We start from the raw sequence: 17,619 nt of genomic DNA, 5'->3' as shown, positions 1-17,619 counted from the left end.
CTCTCATTGAAAGACCATCATGGAATTCGAAGACATCCTGTACGAGAACCGCAACGGCGTGGCCTGGATCACGATCAACCGGCCCGAGAAGATGAACTCGTTTCGCGGCCAGACCTGCGACGAGATCATCAAGGCGCTGAACAAGGCAGGCTACGACAAGAGCGTCGGCGCCATCGTGCTGGCCGGCGCCGGCGAGAAGGCTTTCTGCACCGGCGGCGACCAGTCCGCGCACGACGGCAACTATGACGGCCGCGGCACCATCGGCCTGCCGATGGAAGAGCTGCACACCGCGATCCGCGACGTGCCCAAGCCCGTGATCGCACGCGTGCAGGGCTTCGCGATCGGCGGCGGCAACGTGCTGTGCACCATCTGCGACCTCGCCATCTGCTCCGAGAAGGCGATCTTCGGGCAGGTCGGCCCCAAGATGGGGTCGGTCGATCCGGGCTACGGCACCGCGTTCCTTGCGCGCGTCGTCGGCGAGAAGAAGGCGCGCGAGATCTGGTATCTCAACAAGCGCTACTCGGGCCAGGAGGCCGTCGCGATGGGCCTGGCCAACATCTGCGTGCCGCCCGAGAAGCTCGACGAGACGGTGCAGGAGTGGGCCGAGACCATCTGCGAGCGCAGCCCCACCGCGATCGCCATCGCCAAGCGCAGCTTCAACATGGACACCGCCCACCAGGCCGGCATCGCGGGCATGGGCATGTATGCGCTGAAGCTGTACTACGACACCGACGAATCGCGCGAGGGCGTGGCCGCCCTCAAGGAAAAGCGCAAGCCCGAGTTCCGCAAATACGCCAAGTAACCGCCTCCCCCACGACAGCGACAGGAGACAGCCATGACCTCGACATCCACTTCCCACTTCAAGCAGCGCCGTTTGCTTGCAGCCTGTGCAGCAGCGCTTCTGGCCGGAGCGATCCTGCCCGCGGCGAGCCAGCAGACGGCCTGGCCCACCAAGCCCATCCGGCTGGTGGTCGGGTTCGCCCCGGGCGGTGGCACCGACGTCATGGCCCGAGCCCTGACGCAGTCGCTCACCGAGTCGTTGGGGCAGCCGGTCATCGTCGACAACAAGCCGGGCGCCAGCGGCAACCTGAGTGCCAGCGAAGTGGCCCGGGCCCCTGCGGACGGATACACCATCCTGGTTGCGCCGACCTCCGTCGAGACCGCCAACCCCTATCTGTTCAAGTCCAATGTGCTGCCCTCGCGCGACCTGACGCCGGTGATGGGCATCGGGCGCATGCAGATGTACGTGGTGGCCAAGCCCACCATCGAGGCCAAGAACATCAAGGACCTTGTCGCGCTCGCCAAGTCCCAGCCTGGCAAGCTGAACTACGCATCCTCAGGCCCCGGCACACCGCCCCATCTGGCCGGCGAACTGTTCAAGCAGAGCACGGGCACCTTCATCACGCACGTGCCCTATCGCGGATCCGCCCCTGCCCTGCAGGACGTGATGGCCGGGCAGGCCGACTTCGCCTTCGACCCGGGCATCGCCTTTCCTTACATCAAGGCCGGCAAGGTCAAGCTGCTGGGCGTGGCGAGCGACCGCAAGTCACCCTTTTTCCCCGACGCGCCCACTTACGCCGACCTCGGCATCAAGAACGCCAGCCTGGACGTCTGGTTCGGCGTCTGGGCGCCGAACAACGTACCTCCCGAAATCATCGAGCGCCTGTCGCGCGAACTGACGAAGGCCTTGGCGGCGCCGGCGCTGAAGGAGCGCTTCAACACGCTTGGCGCCGAGCCGGCACCGCTGGCGCAACCCGAGTTCCGCAAGTTGCTGGCCGAGGAAGACAAGACCCTGTCGCGCCTCATCAAGGAACGCAACATCGTCCTCGAGTGATCCGGCAGCACAACGAAAAGTGAGCATAACCATGGCCCTCGACCACGAATCATTCGACATCCTGCTGTCCACCGTGCAGCGCTTCGTGCGCGAGCGGCTGGTGCCCGCCGAGAACCACCTGGAGGAGCACGACGAAGTCCCGCCGGAACTGGTCGACGCCATGAAGGAATTGGGCCTGTTCGGCCTGACCGTGCCGGAGGAGTTCGGCGGGATCGGCCTGTCGGTCAGCCAGGAGGTGCAGGTCAACTTCGAGCTGGGCCGCACCGCGCCGGCCTTCCGCTCGGTGTTCGGCACCAACATCGGCATCGGCTCGCAGGGCATCCTGATGGACGGGACGCCCGACCAGAAGGCGGACTACCTGCCGCGCGTTGCCAGTGGCGAATTGGTCATGTCGTTCGCGCTCACCGAGCCCGATGCCGGCTCGGACGCCGCGTCGCTGAAGACCCGGGCCGATCTCGACGGCGACCACTACGTTCTCAACGGCACCAAGCGCTTCATCACCAACGCGCCGCGCGCCGGCGCCTTCACGCTGATGGCCCGCTCCGGCGGTCCGGGCGCATCCGGCGTCTCGGCCTTCATCGTCCCCTCCGACCTGCCCGGCATCAAGCTCGGCAAGAAGGACAAGAAGATGGGCCAGCGCGGCACGATGACCTGCGATGTCATCCTCGAGAACGTGCGCGTTCCGGCGGCCAACATCATCGGCGGCGTCCCGGGCCAAGGCTTCAAGACTGCGATGAAGGTGCTCGACCGAGGGCGCCTGAATATCTCGGCGGTGGCGTGCGGCATCGCGCAGCGCGTGCTCGATGAATCGGCCCGCTACGCACGCGAACGCAAGCAGTTCGGCAAGCGCCTGGGCGAGTTCCAGCTCATCCAGGCCATGTTGGCCGACAGCCAGGCCGAGTTGCTCGCCGGCTGGTCCCTGGTGCGTGACGTGGCCGAGCGCTTCGACCGCAAACCACCGCATGTGTCGGACCCTGACGTCTCGATGCGCGTGTCGTGCGCCAAGCTGTTCTGCACTGAAATGGCTGGCCGCGTGGCTGACCGCGGCGTGCAGGTCCATGGTGGCTCCGGCTACATCAACGAGTACCCGGTGGAGCGCTTCTACCGCGACGTCCGGCTTCTGCGCCTCTACGAAGGCACCACGCAAATTCAGCAAATCATCGTCGGCCGCGAGCTGATGAACCAGGACTAGGAGATCGACATGGCCCAGACTTCCGCGCGCCCCACCTTCGCTTGGGACGACCCGCTTGCGCTCAGCGGGCAACTCACGGCCGACGAGTGCGCGATCCGCGATGCGGCGCACGCCTACTGCCAGGAGCGGTTGCTGCCGCGCGTGCAGGATGCGTTCCGCCAGGAGAAGACGGATCCCGCGATCTTTCGCGAGATGGGCGAACTCGGCCTGCTCGGCCCGACGATTCCAGAGGCTTATGGCGGCACGGGGCTCAATTACGTCGCCTACGGACTGATCGCGCGCGAAGTCGAGCGCGTGGACTCGGGCTACCGCTCGATGATGAGCGTGCAGTCCTCGCTCGTGATGGTCCCGATCAACGAATTCGGCAACGAGGCCACGAAGCAGAAGTACTTGCCCAAGCTCGCTTCGGGCGAATGGATCGGCTGCTTCGGGCTGACCGAACCGAACCACGGCTCGGACCCCGGCAGCATGATCACCCGGGCGAAGAAGGTGCCGGGCGGCTACAGCCTCAGCGGCAGCAAGATGTGGATCAGCAACAGCCCGATCGCCGATGTGTTCGTCGTCTGGGCCAAGGACGACGAAGGCGCGATCCGCGGCTTCGTGCTCGACAAGGGCGCCAAGGGCCTGTCGGCACCCGCCATCCACGGCAAGGTCGGGCTGCGCGCCAGCATCACCGGCGAGATCGTGATGGACGAGGTGTTCTGCCCCGAGGAGAACGCCTTCCCTGAAGTGCGCGGTCTGAAGGGCCCGTTCACCTGCCTGAACAGCGCGCGCTTCGGCATTGCCTGGGGTGCCCTGGGTGCGGCCGAAGACTGCTACCAGCGTGCCCGCCAGTATGTGCTGGACCGCAAGCAGTTCGGCCGTCCGCTCGCCGCGAACCAGCTGATCCAGAAGAAGCTCGCCGACATGCTGACCGAGATCTCGCTCGGCCTGCAGGGCTGCCTGCGTCTGGGCCGCATGAAGGACGAGGGCACGGCCGCCGTGGAGATCACCTCGATCATGAAGCGCAACAGCTGCGGCAAGGCGCTGGACATCGCCCGCGTCGCACGCGACATGCTCGGCGGCAACGGCATCAGCGACGAGTTCGGGGTGGCGCGCCACCTGGTCAACCTCGAGGTGGTCAACACCTACGAGGGCACCCACGATGTGCATGCGCTGATCCTCGGCCGTGCGATCACCGGCATCGCCGCGTTCAACTGAAGGCGCGGCCACCGCCTCGTTTCTCCCCTCTTGATGGGACTGCACATCATGCAAATCGATCCTTCCACTTCCCCCGGCGTTGTCTGGCGCCCCGACACGGCGATGGTCGAAGAGGCCAACCTGACCCGCTTCATGCGTGCGCTGGGCGTCGACAGCTTCGAGGCGCTCAACGAGCGCGCGAGCCTGGACCCGGGCTGGTTTCACGACGAGCTCATCCGCTTCCTCGACTACCGGTTCGAACATCCGTACGAGCGGGTGCTGGACGTGAGCGAGGGACCGCCCTTCGCGCACTGGTGCGTGGGCGGCGTGACGAACGTGGTGCTCAACTGCCTCGACCGGCGGCGCGGCACCGAGCGCTACGGACAGCCGGCGCTGGTGTGGGAAGGCGAAGACGGTGCGGTGAGCACCTGGACCTTCGCCGATCTGGACCGCGAGACCTGCCGCCTCGCCTGGGGCCTGCGCAGCCTCGGTATCGGTCGCGGTGACGTCGTCGGCATGTACCTGCCCAACCTGCCGCATGCTGCCGCCGCGATGCTGGCCGTGGCCAAGATCGGCGCCATCGTGCTGCCGATGTTCTCGGGCTTCGGTGCGGACGCAATCACGCAACGCCTGAACGACGGCCGGGCGGTGGCCGTCATCACCGTCGACGGCTCCGCGCGTCGTGGCAAGCCGGTCGGTGCAAAGAGCGTCGTCGATGTCGCGCTGGCGCACTGCCCCGACGTGCGTCACGTCGTGGTCCTGCGCCATCTCGCGGCTCCGCACGACTGGACGCAGGGGCGCGATCACTGGTGGGACGATCTCACCGCAGGTGCGCCCGAGGACGCGGCCGACGTGGCGACGGAAGCCATGCCGGCCGACGATCCCTTCCTGCTGATGTTCACCTCGGGCACCAGCGGCAAGCCCAAAGGCGTCGTGCACTCGCACTGCGGCTTTCCGATCAAGACCGCTCTGGACCTGTCGATCTGCATGGACCTCAAGGCCGGGGACCGCTTCCTCTGGATGTCGGACATGGGCTGGCTCGTCGGACCGATGCTCGTGTTCGGCGGCCTGCTCGTCGGCGCCACGGTGGTGCTGGCCGAAGGCGCGCCGAACTATCCCGAGCCTGACCGCCTGTGGCGGCTGGTCGAGCGCCACCGCGTCAGCTACCTGGGCCTCGCGCCGACGATCGCGCGGCTGTCGATGTCGCTGCCGGACGCCGCCCTGGCCGAGCGCGACCTCAGCTCGCTGCGCGTGATGATTTCCACGGGCGAACCCTGGACGCCCGAAGCCTGGCACTGGACCTTCGAGCGCGTCGGACAGCGTCGCGTGCCGCTGCTCAATTTCTCGGGCGGTACGGAGATGGGCGGCATCCTGACCGGCACCGTGATCCATCCGCTCAAGCCCTGTGCCTTTGCGGGTGCCGTGCCGGGCACCGGCGCCGACGTGGTCGACGCCAGCACCGGCGCTTCCGTCGGCGTGGGGGTCACCGGCGAGCTGGTGATGCGCACGCCGACCATCGGCCTCACGCGCGGGCTCTGGCACGACCGCGAGCGCTATCTGGAAAGCTACTGGTCGCGCCTGCCGGACCTGTGGGTGCATGGCGACTTCGCCAGTCGTGACGCCGATGGCATGTGGTACGTGCACGGGCGCTCCGACGACACGCTCAAGATCGCCGGCAAGCGCACCGGGCCCGCGGAAATCGAGGCACTGCTGATGGGCACGGGGCTGCTGGACGACGCGGTCACCATCGGTGTTCCCGACCCCATCAAGGGCACGGCCGTGGTCTGCCTGTGCGTCGCACGGCCCGATACCGACCGCGACACGGCGGTCAAGGTCCTGTCGACCGCGGTAACGGCGGGCCTGGGCGGCGCCTTCAAGCCGGCGGACGTGGTGTTCGTTCCCGACCTGCCGCGCACCCGCAACATGAAGCTCATGCGGCGTGTCGTTCGTTCGGCCTGGCTCGGCGAAGACGCCGGGGACCTGAGCACCCTGGTCAACCCCGAAGCCGTGCAGGCGATCCGCGCTGCGCGCCGCTGACGGTCATTGCAGGCACCGAGAGTCAACATGAACCCCCAGGACATCCTTCAGAAATTCGGACCTCGAGAGGCGATGGACTACGACGTGGTCGTCGTCGGCGGCGGGCCCGCGGGCCTGGCCACAGCCATCCGAGTGAAGCAGCTGAGACCCGATGCGTCAGTGGTCGTGCTCGATAAGGGCTCCGAACCGGGCGCGCACATCCTCTCCGGCGCGGTCATGGACCCGCGCGCGATCACCGAACTGCTGCCGGACTGGAAGCAGCGCGGGGCGCCGCTGCACCAGCAGGTGACAGGCGACGACGTGCTGTTCCTCTCCGCGACCGGCGGCCGCCGTGTGCCGGACTGGCTGGTGCCCCGCAACCTCCACAACGACGGCTGCTACGTCGTGCAGCTCGGCCACGTCGTGAAGTGGCTGGCGCAGCACGCCGAGAGCCTGGGCGTGGAGATCTTCCCCGGCTTTGCCGCAGCAGAAGTGCTGTTCGACACGCAAGGTGCCGTGAGGGGCGTGGCCACGGGCCACCAGGGGCTGGGCAAGGACGGCGAGCCGACCGACAGCTTCCAGCTGGGCATGGAACTGCTCGGCCGCTATACCGTCTTCGCCGAAGGCGCGCGCGGACACCTTGGCCGCCAGTTGATCGAGCGCTTCAAGCTGGCAGACGGCAAGGATCCGCAGAGCTTCGCTCTCGGTCTCAAGGAGCTGTGGGAGATCGACCCGGATAGAGCCAGGCCCGGTCTGGTCGTCCATACCGCCGGCTGGCCCATGACGAACGAGAGCTTCGGCGGTGGCTTCCTCTACCACCTGTCGGACAACAAGGTCACGCTCGGCCTGGTGGTTGGACTGGACTACAAGAACCCGTGGCTGAGCCCCTTCGAGGAGTTCCAGCGCTGGAAGACGCACCCCGCGGTCCGCGCCCATCTCGATGGCAGCAAACGCATCGGCTACGGGGCACGCGCCATCAACAACGGCACGCCGCAGGCCCTTCCCAAGCTCGTCTTCCCGGGCGGCGCCCTGGTGGGCTGTGATGCCGGCTTCCTCAATGCGGCGCGCATCAAGGGCAGCCATGCCGCGATCAAGAGCGGCATGCTGTGCGCCGAAGCGATCGCTGCTGCACTGACGGACGGCCGCTCGCACGACGAGTTGAGCGCCTTTCCCGAAGCCTTCGAGCAAAGCTGGTTGAAGCAGGAGCTCGACCAGCAGCGCAACTTCAAGCTCTGGTTCAAGAAGGGCCCGCGCATCGGCCAGGTGATGACAGGCGTCGAGCAATGGCTGCTGCCCAAGATGGGCATCACGAATCCGCCCTGGACGCTGCACAACACCTGGCCCGACCATGCGTCGATGCTGCCGGCCGAGCGCTGCACGCAGATCGTGTACCCGAAGCCCGACGGCAAGCTCAGCTTCGACCGCCTGAGTTCGGTGTTCGTCAGCAACACCAACCATGCCGAAGATCAGCCGGCGCATTTGACGCTCAAGGACGCCGAGGTGCCGGTGAACGTGAACCTCGTCCGTTACGCCGGCCCCGAGAGCCGCTACTGCCCGGCAGGCGTCTACGAATTCGTGAGCAACGGCGAAGGTACCGAACGACTGCAGATCAATGCGCAGAACTGTCTGCACTGCAAGACCTGCGACATCAAGGACCCGACCCAGAACATCGTGTGGGTCGCGCCCGAGGGCGGTGGCGGCCCCAACTACACCGGTATGTGACCAGGAGAACCGAACCATGAACGAATTGGGCGGCTACGACGTCGAGGACCTGCGTCCCGGCATGCAAGCGACGTACTCGAAGACCATCACGGAAGCCGACATCGTGCTCTTCGCCGGCGTGTCCGGGGACAGCAACGCCGTGCACACCAACGAGGAGTTCGCGCAGACCACGCCCTTCCGCGGACGGATCGCGCATGGCTTCCTCACCGCGAGCGTGATCTCCGCCGCGGTCGCGAATCGCCTGCCCGGGCCGGGCACGGTGTATCTCGGCCAGCAGTTGAAGTTCCGCGCGCCGGTGCGGCCGGGCGACACCGTCCACGCGACGGTGAGTGTGGTGAGCATCGACGAGGCAAGGGCGCGTGCCGTGCTGGCGACCACCTGCCGCGTGGGCGACACCGTCGTGATCGACGGCGAAGCGTCGGTCATGACCACGTCCCGGACCCGCCGGCCAGCTCCCCGCGCAGCGTGCGAACTCGCGAGCAGCCCATGAAGGCCGCCTACCTCACCGGCCACGGCGGCAACGAGGTCGTAGCCGTCGGAAAACGTCCGCGCCCGATGCGCCGCGCCGGCGAGGTGCTGGTGCGCCTGCATGCAGCGACGGTGAACCGCGTGGACCTCTACATGCGCGACAGCGGTGCGGGCATCACGCACACGCTGCCGATGGTCATGGGCCTGGACGGCGCCGGCGTGGTCGAGGAGATCGACGCCGACGAACGGATGCTGCGTATGGGCCAGCGCGTGGTCGTGCACCCCGGCATCGCCTGCGGACGTTGCGAGTTCTGCCTGCGCGGCGATGACACGCTGTGTTCCTCCATGCGCCTGCTTGGCGAACACCGCGACGGCACCTTCGCCGAATTCGTCAGCGTGCCGGCGCGCAATGTGTTCGCCATGCCCGAAGGCCTGAGCTTCGGCGAGGCAGCCGCCTTGGGCGTCAACCACCTCACGGCATGGCGCATGCTGCACGGCAAGGCGCGCGTGAAACCGTGGGAGACGGTGCTGATCTTCGGCATCGGCGGTGGCGTGTCCCTCGCCGCGTTGCAGCTGGCCCGGCTGGCCGGCGCACGCACGCTCGTCACGTCGCGCGATCCTGCCAAGCTCGAACGCGCGCTCGAACTGGGCGCCGACGCCGCGATCGACGGCCGTGGCGACGTCGTCCAGCAGGTGATGGCAGCGACCGACGGCCGCGGGGTCGACGTCGTGATCGAGAACGTAGGCGCCGCGGTGTGGACGGCGGCGCTGAAGTCGCTGGTGCGCGGCGGGCGCCTCGTCGTTTGCGGTGCCACGTCGGGCGATCAACCGCCGGCCGACATCCGCCGCATCTTCATCCGGCAACTGCAGATCCTCGGCTCGACGCTGGGCGACCTCTATGAGTTCCGCGATCTGCTCACGCTCGTGCAACGCACCGGCCTGAAGCCCGTGATCGACAGCGAGTTTGCGCTGGACGATGTGCATGGTGCGCTCGACCGCCTGCAATCCGGGCTGCAGTTCGGCAAGGTCGTCCTGAATATCGGGAGCGCTACATGAACTCCGTTGGTACAGAGGTGATCGACGAGTCGCCCAGGCGGCCGAACTTCGCCGCTGCCGCGCTGATCGGCGCCGGCAGCACTCTCATTGCCGACACCGACGCCCGCGAGTTCGGTCACGCGTAGTCAACACACTTTTCAGAACATCGCCCGCGCCCCTGGCTTGACGGCCGGGGCGGAGGGCAAGTCGGCGCATGGAAACGACATGGACCCCCAACTTCTGAGCATCCTGGGAATCGTCCTGGGGCTCGCCACACTCATCACGCTGGCCCTGCGAGGCTGGTCGATCATCCTGATCGCGCCGATGGCCGCGGTGATCGTGCTGGCCTTCTCCAGGGTCGACCTGCTGACGGGCCTGAACGAAGACTACATGAAGGGGTTCAGCTCCTTCGCCATGAAGTTCTTCTTCCTGTTCCTTCTGGGAACGATCTTCGGCAAGGTCATGGAAGACAGTGGCGCCGCCAGGAAGATCGCCGACGTCTTGCTGAGGCTGACAGGAAAGTCGAATCAACTGCACGTGGCGATGGCCATCGTTGCCGTCTGTGCCCTGCTCGGCTACGGCGGCGTCAGCGTCTTCGTCATCCTCTTCGTCATCGTGCCGATTGCCCGCCCGCTGTTCAAGGAGATCGACCTTTCGTGGCACCTTTTCCCCGGAATCTATTTCTTCGGCGTCGCGACGTTCGTGATGTCGATGGTGCCGGGAACACCGCAGATCCAGAACATCATCCCCACCAAGTACCTTGGGACGACGGCCATGGCGGCCCCGGCCCTTGGATTGATCGCCTCGGTGTTCGTCATCACGGCGAACTACTTCCTGCTCGGGTGGATGATCAGGCGCGCGAAGCGCAAGGGCGAGGGCTACGAGGGCACGGATCCGGCGGCGGCGAAAGCCGCGCCGGGTGAGGCGAGCGGCGACAAGGCGCTCCCCAGCATCTGGCCGGCGTTCACGCCCTCTATCGTCCTGCTCGTTCTGCTGAATATCGTCCAGGTCGACATCGTCTGGGCGCTCCTCGGGGGGATCGCCGCGGGAATGATTCTTCTGAGCCGACACCTGCCCGACAAGCTGAAGACCCTGACCGGTGGTGCCACCAACTGCGCCCTGCCCGTCATCAATACCTGTGCCGATGTCGGCTTTGGCGCGGTGGTGGGATCCGTCGCCGGATTCAAGTCGATCTCGAACATGCTGTTGAGCATCCCTGGCACGCCGCTGATCTCGCTGTCGCTGGCGACGCAGCTTCTGTGCGGCATCACGGGCTCCGCATCCGGCGGTCTCGGCATCGCGATGGAGCTCTTCGCGAAGCAGTTTCTGGCGCTGGGTCTCAACCCCGAGGTGATCCACCGCGTTGCCAGCCTGGCGACCGCCGGCCTGGACGTGATGCCGCACAACGGCGCTGTCATCACGGCGCTGGCCGTCGTCGGTCTGACGCACAAGCAGGCCTACAAGCCGATCTTCATGCTGGCCGTGGTGACCCCGATTCTCACCAATGCCCTCGCCATCGTCATCGCGATGACGATCTATTGAGCACACACGACCATGACCCACGCATTCAAACGCATGCACCGGGCCAGGAGCGTTCGGCGCAAGCACCTTGTTCACGGAATCGTTCTCGCGCACCAGCACAGGCAGCGATTCCTTGCCCACGCGGGCGAGCAACTTCATGGCATGTTCAATCGGGGGCGACTCTCCCATTTGGATTAAGTGTTTCCTCCAATAGCATGAAGGATTTACTTACCTAACATCCTGCGAACATGCCGTGCACGAACAGAAAGTCTGGCATGGCCCTGCTATTCAAAGGAGGGGTGTCCTGCATCCACGACAGCGGGCCGAGGGCTGAGAACCATTCTTGATCGGGTTGAATCCCGATTTCTTTTGATCATTTCATTCAGGGAGTGCTACATACAATTTCGCGCCGGAACGTGATCACACCAGCCAACTGCCGCATGTTCGTTCAACCGGTTCTCAAGCCAGAGCCTGCTCCATCCCCACACCAGGAGATCGCAAAGATGAGTGCAATGCCCGATTCCGTAGACCAGTTTTCCGCCAAAGGGCTGTCCGCCCCGGCGAAGGTCGACCCCAGACACACAGCCGTTCTGGTCGTGGACATGGAGAACGATTTCTGTGTTGAAGGCGGTGCCATGGTTCTGCCCGGCTACGAGAAGCTGATCGGCCCTCAACTCCGCGTCATCGAAACCGCCCGCAAGGCGGGCTCGCCCATTGTCTTCATCACCGATGCACATCGTCCTGGCGTGCACCGCGACCGCGAATTTCTCAAGCGCGACCGGCACTGCATCGAGGGAACCTGGGGAGCCCAGGTGGTAGACGCACTCAAGCCTCTGCCGGATGACCACTACGTCATCAAGCGCCGCTATTCAGGCTTCTTCGGCACCGACCTGGACATGACTCTCAAGGACATGGAGGTCGACTCCGTCGTCGTGATGGGCGTCGTCACGAACATCTGCGTCCGCTCTACCGTGCATGACGCGTTCTTCCTCGGATACCGGGTGTTCGTTCCCGAGGATTGCGTCGCAGCTCCTTCGCAACGGGAGCAGATCTCGTCGCTTTTCGACATCGCCACGAGCTTCGGCTGGGTGACCGATTCGCGCGAGGTCGCCAACGCATACGACACCGGCAGCCGCATCGACAACCGATTCGAGTTCGCCTGATCGCGATCTTCCGACCCACTCACTCGCACCAACTTGACCAGGAATGCCCGCCATGTTCACGGACACCATCATCTCGCCACAGCGTCGTCGCCTCCTTCAGCTTGGAAGCGCATCCCTCTATGCGGGTGCACTTGCCCATCCGCTCTTCGCTCGAGCAGCCTCCAAGCCCATCAAGATCGGCATCCTGCAACCCTTCTCCGGGGGCCTCGAGGCGCTGGGAGAGCAGGGGTTCCAAGGTGGGAAGATGGCGATCGACGAACTCAACGAAGCCGGCGGCCTGCTGGGCCAGAAGGTCGAGTTCGTGCGTGCGGACACCAAGACGGATCCCAAGACTGCCGTTGAACGGGCACAGGAACTGATTCGCAGAGACCAGGTGGATGCCATCCTGGGGCCGCTGACGAGCGCCGAGCGAGATGCCATCCGCCCAACCATCGAAAGAGCCAAGGTCCCGCTGCTGTATGCGACAGACTACGAAGGAGGCACCTGCAGCCGCTACATCACGTGCTTCTCGGCGCTCCCCGCGGCGTGGGTGGATCCTCTGATCACCTATTCCTCGAAGAACGTCGGCAAGAAGCTATACCTGATCGGCAGCGACTACATCTGGCCCAAGCGGATGAACGAGGCTGTGCGCAAATCCGCCGGCCAGAACGGTGCCACGATCCTCGGCGAGGAGTACGTTCCCTTCGGCATCAAGGACTATTCGAGCACCTTGCGAAAGATCGAGTCCTCCGGCGCAGACACGCTGGTGGTGAGCGTTGTCGGTGCCGACGCGATCACCCTGATAAAGCAATTCCAGGGCGCCGGGCTCAAGCAGAAGGTTCGAATCCTCTTCTTCGGGTTCAGCGAGAACTACCTTGCAGGCCTGTCGACCCAGGAATCAGAAGGCATCGTCACGGTCTCGAGCTTCACCTCGACGCTCCAGAAGCCCGAGGCAGTGGCGTTCGTCAAGAAGGTTCGTGAGCGTTTCGGTCCGCAAACGATCGTGTCGAACAACCTCTACGCACACTACTATCTGACGAAGCTCTACTTCGGCGGGGTTCAGCGCGCCAACTCCTCGGACAAGGAAAAGGTGACCGATGCGATGCTGGACCAGACCATTCCGACGGCCAATGGTGACGTGCATCTCCGCGCCGGTGATCGCCACGCGGATCTGAACACCGTGATTTCCGTGGCCAAGACGGGCAAGCTCGAATTGCTCCAGGACGTCGGCCGCGTCGTAGCGCCGTCTCAATGCTCGAAGGCCTGAAGTGTCTGCCTTGCTTGAAGTCCGGAGTGTCAAGAAGCACTTCGGCGGTGTTCGCGCGCTCGAATGCATCGACCTTTCATTGGACGCCGGGCGCATCTATTGCATCGTTGGCCCCAATGGCTGCGGCAAGTCAACGCTGCTTTCGATCATCAGTGGGGAGCAGCGTCCGACCGCGGGCAGCATCTGGTTCGCCGGGAAGGAGATCACCGGGATCTCTCCGTCGCGGATCGCACGAATGGGCATCCTGCGGAAGTTCCAGGCCCCGAGCATCTTCCCAGAGCTCAGCGTTGCAGAAAACGTCGAGTGCGCGTTCATGGCAAAGCGATCCGCCATCGAACGCCTGACGACGACCCGGCACGTCGCTTCGCTCACGGAGCTGTTGCGCACGATCGGCCTTGAGCACCGTGCGGAGATGCTGGCGGAGGACCTCGCCCACGGTGAGAAGCAATGGCTCGAGATCGGCATGCTGCTGGCCGGAGACAGCGCCGTGCTTCTCCTCGACGAACCGACCGCCGGGATGACGATGCGCGAGACGCAACAAACCGTCGAGCTCATCAGGAGAATCTCCAGCGACCACGGCAGGACCGTCCTCGCCATCGAGCACGACATGAGCTTCGTCGCCGGTCTCCAGTGCGAGGTCATTGCACTGCTGCGCGGGAAGGTGCTCTGCACGGGAACCTACGCCGAAGTCAGCAGCAATCCCGAAGTCCGCGAAGCCTATCTGGGGACCGCCAGCCATGTTTGAAGTGAACGAACTCGTCGGGGGCTACCAACGCGGCAGCGAGGTCATACGCAATGTCTCGCTGAAGCTCGAGCGCGGGACGGTGACCGCGCTGATGGGGCGCAATGGCATGGGAAAGACCACCTTGATGCGCGCCATCGCCGGGCACCTCCCCCATCTCAAGGGGTCGATGCGGCTCGACGGCCAGGAGTTGATGTCGAGAGCGGCATTCGAAGTCGCGCATCTCGGCGTCGGCTACGTGCCGCAGGGGCGGGAGATATTCTCCGAATTCTCGGTCGAGGAGAACCTCCTCATGGGAATCCTCGGCAAGCCAGGTCTTTCCAGGACCTTGCCGGACTGGGCCTGGACGACGTTTCCGGTCCTCGCCGAGCGTCGCCGCCAGCGCGCGGGAACGATGTCCGGAGGACAACAACAGCAACTCGCGATCATGCGAGCCCTGGTCGGCCGACCCAACCTGCTCCTGCTCGACGAGCCTTCGGAGGGCATACAGCCGTCCATCGTGATGGAGGTCGGCTCGACGATCAAACGCATTGCGGCCGAACAGAATCTGGCGGTGCTCCTCGTCGAGCAAAACATTGATCTGGTACGCGCCGTGGCGAGCCGGTGCCTCTTCATCGAAAGCGGATCGATCTCGGACGAAGCCAGTGTCAGCGAGCTTCGTCCCGATTCCCCGCTGGTGCATCGCTACCTATCGGCTTAACCGGTGAGATGAAATGAACACAGATCTCCTCGCTGTCCTGCTCGACAGTGTCAGCTACTTCCTCGTCCTGTTGCTCGTGGCACTGGGTCTTGTCGTCATCTTCGGGCTCATGAACGTCATCAACATGGCGCATGGTGAGTTCTTTCTCGTCGGCGCCTACACCGCTGTCGCAATCACCAAGGCGGGTCTGAGTTTCTGGTGGGCTTTGCTGGCAGCCCCCCTCGTGTTGTGCGTCGTCGGCTGGATGGTGGAGATCGCAATCGTGCGATTCGTCTATCACCGATTCATCGACTCGATCCTGGCGACATGGGGCCTCTCCCTGATGCTGAAGCAGCTGATCGTCGTTGTCTTCGGACCCACCTCGCAGGGCGTAGGCGACCCGGTTGCCACCACGGTGTCCGTCCTCGGTGTCTCCTATCCAGCGTACAAGCTGCTGGTGATGGCCGCGTCCGTCGCGCTGACGACGCTCACCTTCGTACTGCTCTACCGAACCCCGACGGGCCTGATGATCCGGGGCGTGATCGCCAACCGAAAGATGGCCGGTTCACTCGGAATCAACACCCGCCGCCTCGATGTAGGCACCTTCATGGCCGGAGCGGCATTGGCGGGGTTCGCCGGTGCGGCAATGGCACCGTTGATGAGCGTCGATCCCCAGATGGGTTCGGGTTTTCTGATCCCGGCATTCCTCTCGATCCTGGTTGGCGGAACCACCAGCTTTGCTGGCGTCGTCACGGGCGCGGCGCTGATCTCGGGCGGCAATACCTGGCTTGCGGCGTTGCGGGACCCGGTATTTGCACAGATCGTCGTCTTCTCACTCGCGATCCTGGTATTCAGATTCTTCCCCAGCGGACTCCTTGGAAAGCGATAGCCATGGCCCATCATCGATCCATTTCCTCGTGGCTGACGGCACTGGTCTGGGTTGCCATCGGCGTGATCCCGCTGGTGCTTGGCGAGTGGGCCATGGCGCAGTTCGCGCAGTTCCTGACTTACGGCATCTTCGCCCTCGCCCTCGGTTTCCTGTGGGGGCATGCAGGCATCCTGTCGTTCGGCCAGGCGATCTTCTTCGGAATAGGCGCCTACTCGATGGGGCTCGTGTCGCTCGACATGCTCCCCGGCATCCCGGCGACCGCGCTCAACGGCTTTGCATTGGCCCTCGCGATCAGCGCAGCGTTTGCAGCAATTCTGGGAGCCATTCTGTTCTACGGTCGCAGCCTGTCGGGCGCGTACTTCGGCGTTGCCACCCTCTGTGGGGCCGTCATCCTGGAGATGGCCACCGGGCGATGGGACTTCGTCGGCGGGAACAACGGTCTCTTCGGAATCCCGCCCCTGACCCTTCCGGCCGTCGTGGCCGAGCACCTGAGTGACCCGGCAGCCCAGTACCTCGTGGCATTCGGCGCATCGCTCGCAACCTACCTGTTCCTTCTATGGCTGTCTCGCACGCCGTTCGGGACCGTCGTCGCCGCGATACGCGACAACGACAAGCGCGCCGCGTTCCTGGGATTCAACGTCCCGCTGCACCGGACGACCGCCCTGGTCCTTTCGGCCATGATCTCGGCAACGGCCGGCGCCCTCTTCGCCACGTTCTTCGGCTTTGTCTCGCCGACACTGATCGGGGCTGGACTGTCCACTGAAGTCCTCATCTGGGTCGCAGTCGGTGGCAGGGGGGTCCTGATGGCGGCGCTCCTTGGTGCCGTACTCGTGAGAACAGTGGAGTCGATGCTCTCCGAGCGCTTTGGCAGCTATTGGCTGCTTGTACTCGGAGCGGTCTTTGTCGTCGTGGTCGTGTTCTCCCCGGGGGGCGTCTTCGGAAGACTCTTCGCACTTCAAGTACCGAGGCGGTTGCGCACTCACGCCAACCCGCGAATCATTTGCAGCAGTGCATCCGTCGCCAAGCCTGCGGTCGGAAACCCGACCTCGACCTAGAGTAGCCAGTGCAATCTATCGGCCGGTTCAGCTCTGCGAAGGAGTGTCGGCGGCCTCCCTGGGCAATTCGAACAGGAAGAACGGGGGCGAATCCGGTCGGGTGCGCTGCAGCAGCGGCTTGGCGACGTTGTAGACCGGAATTCCATTGACCGTACGGCCTTCGAGCGTGCCGCGATGCGCATGGCCATGGAACACCGCATCCACGGCATAGCGAAGCAGCGGCTCCTCGAGCCGGCTGCTCCCGAGAAACGGGAAGATCTCGACGGGCTCACCGTCGACCGTGGCGGCGATCGGCGAGTAGTGCAGGAGCGCGATGCGTTGCCTGGTGCGCAGCTTGGCCAGCGCGGATTCCAGTTTCATGGCCTCATTGAGCGCTTCCTGCACGAACAGCTTGATGGCCGGCTCGCCCCAGGCACCCAGTGATCCCCTGCCGAAGCCGCCCGCGAAGCCCTTCACACCGGCAATGCCCACGCCTTCGATTTCGCAGGCGGTGCCATCGAGAACCCGCACGCCCGCCTTGACCAGCGCCTCCGTCACGGCCTCTGGCGTGCCGGATTCGAAATCATGGTTGCCCAGGACTGCCACGACGGGAATCGAGACGGCGCCCAGTTCGTCGACCAGCACGCGGGCTTCGGCTGCCGTTCCGTAGTCGGTGAGATCGCCGCAGAGCAGCAGCACGTCCGCCTCGTCGGCGGCCTGCGCGAAGAAGCCGCGCAAGGTTCCGGCTGAATCCTTGTGGACGTGGATGTCGCCGACCGCCGCAAAGCGGACGTGAGAAGAAGATTTTGGAATGGCCATGATGCTTCGAAGGATGCCAATGCAACTGGCAGAAGCCTCCCATGTGCAGATCGGGTCACTATCGGCGTCGCCCCGCAAGA

The 17,619-nt window shown here is 64.9% G+C and carries 17 protein-coding genes; 16 read left to right on the top strand and 1 reads right to left on the bottom strand.

The window, feature by feature from the left end; genetic code table 11:
* The first annotated feature begins 19 nt into the window (after positions 1 to 19).
* The 16 genes from badI (at position 20) to WKW77_RS25835 (ending at position 16,741) form a co-directional block, all read left to right on the top strand.
* Positions 20 to 802: a 2-ketocyclohexanecarboxyl-CoA hydrolase gene (gene badI / locus WKW77_RS25910; protein ID WP_340359765.1), complete on the top strand. Its 783-nt coding sequence runs from the start codon at positions 20 to 22 to the stop codon at positions 800 to 802.
* A 33-nt stretch (positions 803 to 835) separates the two neighbouring features.
* Positions 836 to 1,834 carry a Bug family tripartite tricarboxylate transporter substrate binding protein gene (locus WKW77_RS25905; protein WP_340359764.1) on the top strand — a complete coding sequence of 333 codons (999 nt, stop codon included), beginning with the start codon at positions 836 to 838 and terminating at the stop codon, positions 1,832 to 1,834.
* A 31-nt stretch (positions 1,835 to 1,865) separates the two neighbouring features.
* Positions 1,866 to 3,026, top strand: a complete 1,161-nt coding sequence (locus tag WKW77_RS25900; protein ID WP_340359763.1) for an acyl-CoA dehydrogenase family protein — start codon at positions 1,866 to 1,868, stop codon at positions 3,024 to 3,026.
* 9 nt (positions 3,027 to 3,035) lie between these two features.
* Positions 3,036 to 4,226 (top strand): acyl-CoA dehydrogenase, encoded by a 1,191-nt coding sequence (locus WKW77_RS25895; protein WP_340359762.1) that lies wholly within the window; start codon positions 3,036 to 3,038, stop codon positions 4,224 to 4,226.
* 48 nt (positions 4,227 to 4,274) lie between these two features.
* The gene (locus tag WKW77_RS25890; RefSeq protein WP_340359761.1) at positions 4,275 to 6,242 is read left to right on the top strand and encodes an AMP-binding protein; all 1,968 of its coding nucleotides are present in this window, start codon (positions 4,275 to 4,277) and stop codon (positions 6,240 to 6,242) included.
* A 27-nt stretch (positions 6,243 to 6,269) separates the two neighbouring features.
* Positions 6,270 to 7,943 carry an electron transfer flavoprotein-ubiquinone oxidoreductase gene (locus tag WKW77_RS25885; RefSeq protein WP_340359760.1) on the top strand — a complete coding sequence of 558 codons (1,674 nt, stop codon included), beginning with the start codon at positions 6,270 to 6,272 and terminating at the stop codon, positions 7,941 to 7,943.
* A gap of 16 nt (positions 7,944 to 7,959) precedes the next feature.
* Positions 7,960 to 8,433, top strand: coding sequence for a MaoC family dehydratase (locus WKW77_RS25880; protein ID WP_340359759.1), 474 nt, complete (start codon positions 7,960 to 7,962; stop codon positions 8,431 to 8,433).
* Positions 8,430 to 9,467: a zinc-binding dehydrogenase gene (locus WKW77_RS25875; RefSeq protein ID WP_340359758.1), complete on the top strand. Its 1,038-nt coding sequence runs from the start codon at positions 8,430 to 8,432 to the stop codon at positions 9,465 to 9,467. The genes WKW77_RS25880 and WKW77_RS25875 overlap by 4 nt, the downstream gene beginning before the upstream one ends.
* Positions 9,464 to 9,592, top strand: coding sequence for a hypothetical protein (locus WKW77_RS25870; RefSeq protein WP_340359757.1), 129 nt, complete (start codon positions 9,464 to 9,466; stop codon positions 9,590 to 9,592). Before WKW77_RS25875 ends, WKW77_RS25870 begins: the two co-directional genes overlap by 4 nt.
* Positions 9,555 to 10,988, top strand: coding sequence for a GntP family permease (locus tag WKW77_RS25865; protein ID WP_340359756.1), 1,434 nt, complete (start codon positions 9,555 to 9,557; stop codon positions 10,986 to 10,988). Before WKW77_RS25870 ends, WKW77_RS25865 begins: the two co-directional genes overlap by 38 nt.
* 482 nt (positions 10,989 to 11,470) lie before the next feature.
* Entirely contained in the window at positions 11,471 to 12,130 is a 660-nt protein-coding gene (locus WKW77_RS25860) for a cysteine hydrolase family protein (protein ID WP_340359755.1), read from the top strand.
* A gap of 52 nt (positions 12,131 to 12,182) precedes the next feature.
* Positions 12,183 to 13,376 carry a substrate-binding protein gene (locus WKW77_RS25855; RefSeq protein ID WP_340359754.1) on the top strand — a complete coding sequence of 398 codons (1,194 nt, stop codon included), beginning with the start codon at positions 12,183 to 12,185 and terminating at the stop codon, positions 13,374 to 13,376.
* 1 nt (position 13,377) lies between these two features.
* A complete protein-coding gene (locus tag WKW77_RS25850) occupies positions 13,378 to 14,121 on the top strand; it encodes an ATP-binding cassette domain-containing protein (RefSeq protein WP_340359753.1) in 744 nt (247 codons plus the stop codon).
* Positions 14,114 to 14,818, top strand: coding sequence for an ABC transporter ATP-binding protein (locus WKW77_RS25845; RefSeq protein ID WP_340359752.1), 705 nt, complete (start codon positions 14,114 to 14,116; stop codon positions 14,816 to 14,818). Before WKW77_RS25850 ends, WKW77_RS25845 begins: the two co-directional genes overlap by 8 nt.
* Before the next feature lie 13 nt (positions 14,819 to 14,831).
* Entirely contained in the window at positions 14,832 to 15,686 is an 855-nt protein-coding gene (locus WKW77_RS25840; protein ID WP_340359751.1) for a branched-chain amino acid ABC transporter permease, read from the top strand.
* Between the two features lie 92 nt (positions 15,687 to 15,778).
* Positions 15,779 to 16,741 (top strand): branched-chain amino acid ABC transporter permease, encoded by a 963-nt coding sequence (locus tag WKW77_RS25835; protein ID WP_340359750.1) that lies wholly within the window; start codon positions 15,779 to 15,781, stop codon positions 16,739 to 16,741.
* A gap of 27 nt (positions 16,742 to 16,768) precedes the next feature.
* Here WKW77_RS25835 and WKW77_RS25830 read toward each other — a convergent pair whose 3' ends face one another.
* Positions 16,769 to 17,539, bottom strand: a complete 771-nt coding sequence (locus tag WKW77_RS25830; protein ID WP_340359749.1) for a metallophosphoesterase family protein — start codon at positions 17,537 to 17,539, stop codon at positions 16,769 to 16,771.
* Positions 17,540 to 17,619: the final 80 nt, after the last annotated feature.

It is taken from the genome of Variovorax ureilyticus (genome assembly GCF_037889935.1).
Lineage (GTDB): Bacteria > Pseudomonadota > Gammaproteobacteria > Burkholderiales > Burkholderiaceae_C > Variovorax > Variovorax ureilyticus.
This window is presented reverse-complemented; position numbering and strand designations above follow the sequence as displayed.

Excerpts from the sequence above, each read along its gene's own strand:
- WKW77_RS25870 (WP_340359757.1), top strand. The coding sequence starts at position 9,464 with ATGAACTCCGTTGGTACAGAGGTGATCGACGAGTCGCCCAGGCGGCCG.
- WKW77_RS25885 (WP_340359760.1), top strand. The coding sequence starts at position 6,270 with ATGAACCCCCAGGACATCCTTCAGAAATTCGGACCTCGAGAGGCGATG.
- WKW77_RS25905 (WP_340359764.1), top strand. The coding sequence starts at position 836 with ATGACCTCGACATCCACTTCCCACTTCAAGCAGCGCCGTTTGCTTGCA.
- WKW77_RS25875 (WP_340359758.1), top strand. The coding sequence starts at position 8,430 with ATGAAGGCCGCCTACCTCACCGGCCACGGCGGCAACGAGGTCGTAGCC.
- WKW77_RS25890 (WP_340359761.1), top strand. The coding sequence starts at position 4,275 with ATGCAAATCGATCCTTCCACTTCCCCCGGCGTTGTCTGGCGCCCCGAC.
- WKW77_RS25835 (WP_340359750.1), top strand. The coding sequence starts at position 15,779 with ATGGCGCAGTTCGCGCAGTTCCTGACTTACGGCATCTTCGCCCTCGCC.
- WKW77_RS25840 (WP_340359751.1), top strand. The coding sequence starts at position 14,832 with ATGAACACAGATCTCCTCGCTGTCCTGCTCGACAGTGTCAGCTACTTC.
- WKW77_RS25855 (WP_340359754.1), top strand. The coding sequence starts at position 12,183 with ATGTTCACGGACACCATCATCTCGCCACAGCGTCGTCGCCTCCTTCAG.
- WKW77_RS25830 (WP_340359749.1), bottom strand. The coding sequence starts at position 17,539 with ATGGCCATTCCAAAATCTTCTTCTCACGTCCGCTTTGCGGCGGTCGGC.
- WKW77_RS25900 (WP_340359763.1), top strand. The coding sequence starts at position 1,866 with ATGGCCCTCGACCACGAATCATTCGACATCCTGCTGTCCACCGTGCAG.
- WKW77_RS25860 (WP_340359755.1), top strand. The coding sequence starts at position 11,471 with ATGAGTGCAATGCCCGATTCCGTAGACCAGTTTTCCGCCAAAGGGCTG.
- WKW77_RS25845 (WP_340359752.1), top strand. The coding sequence starts at position 14,114 with ATGTTTGAAGTGAACGAACTCGTCGGGGGCTACCAACGCGGCAGCGAG.
- WKW77_RS25895 (WP_340359762.1), top strand. The coding sequence starts at position 3,036 with ATGGCCCAGACTTCCGCGCGCCCCACCTTCGCTTGGGACGACCCGCTT.
- badI (WP_340359765.1), top strand. The coding sequence starts at position 20 with ATGGAATTCGAAGACATCCTGTACGAGAACCGCAACGGCGTGGCCTGG.
- WKW77_RS25880 (WP_340359759.1), top strand. The coding sequence starts at position 7,960 with ATGAACGAATTGGGCGGCTACGACGTCGAGGACCTGCGTCCCGGCATG.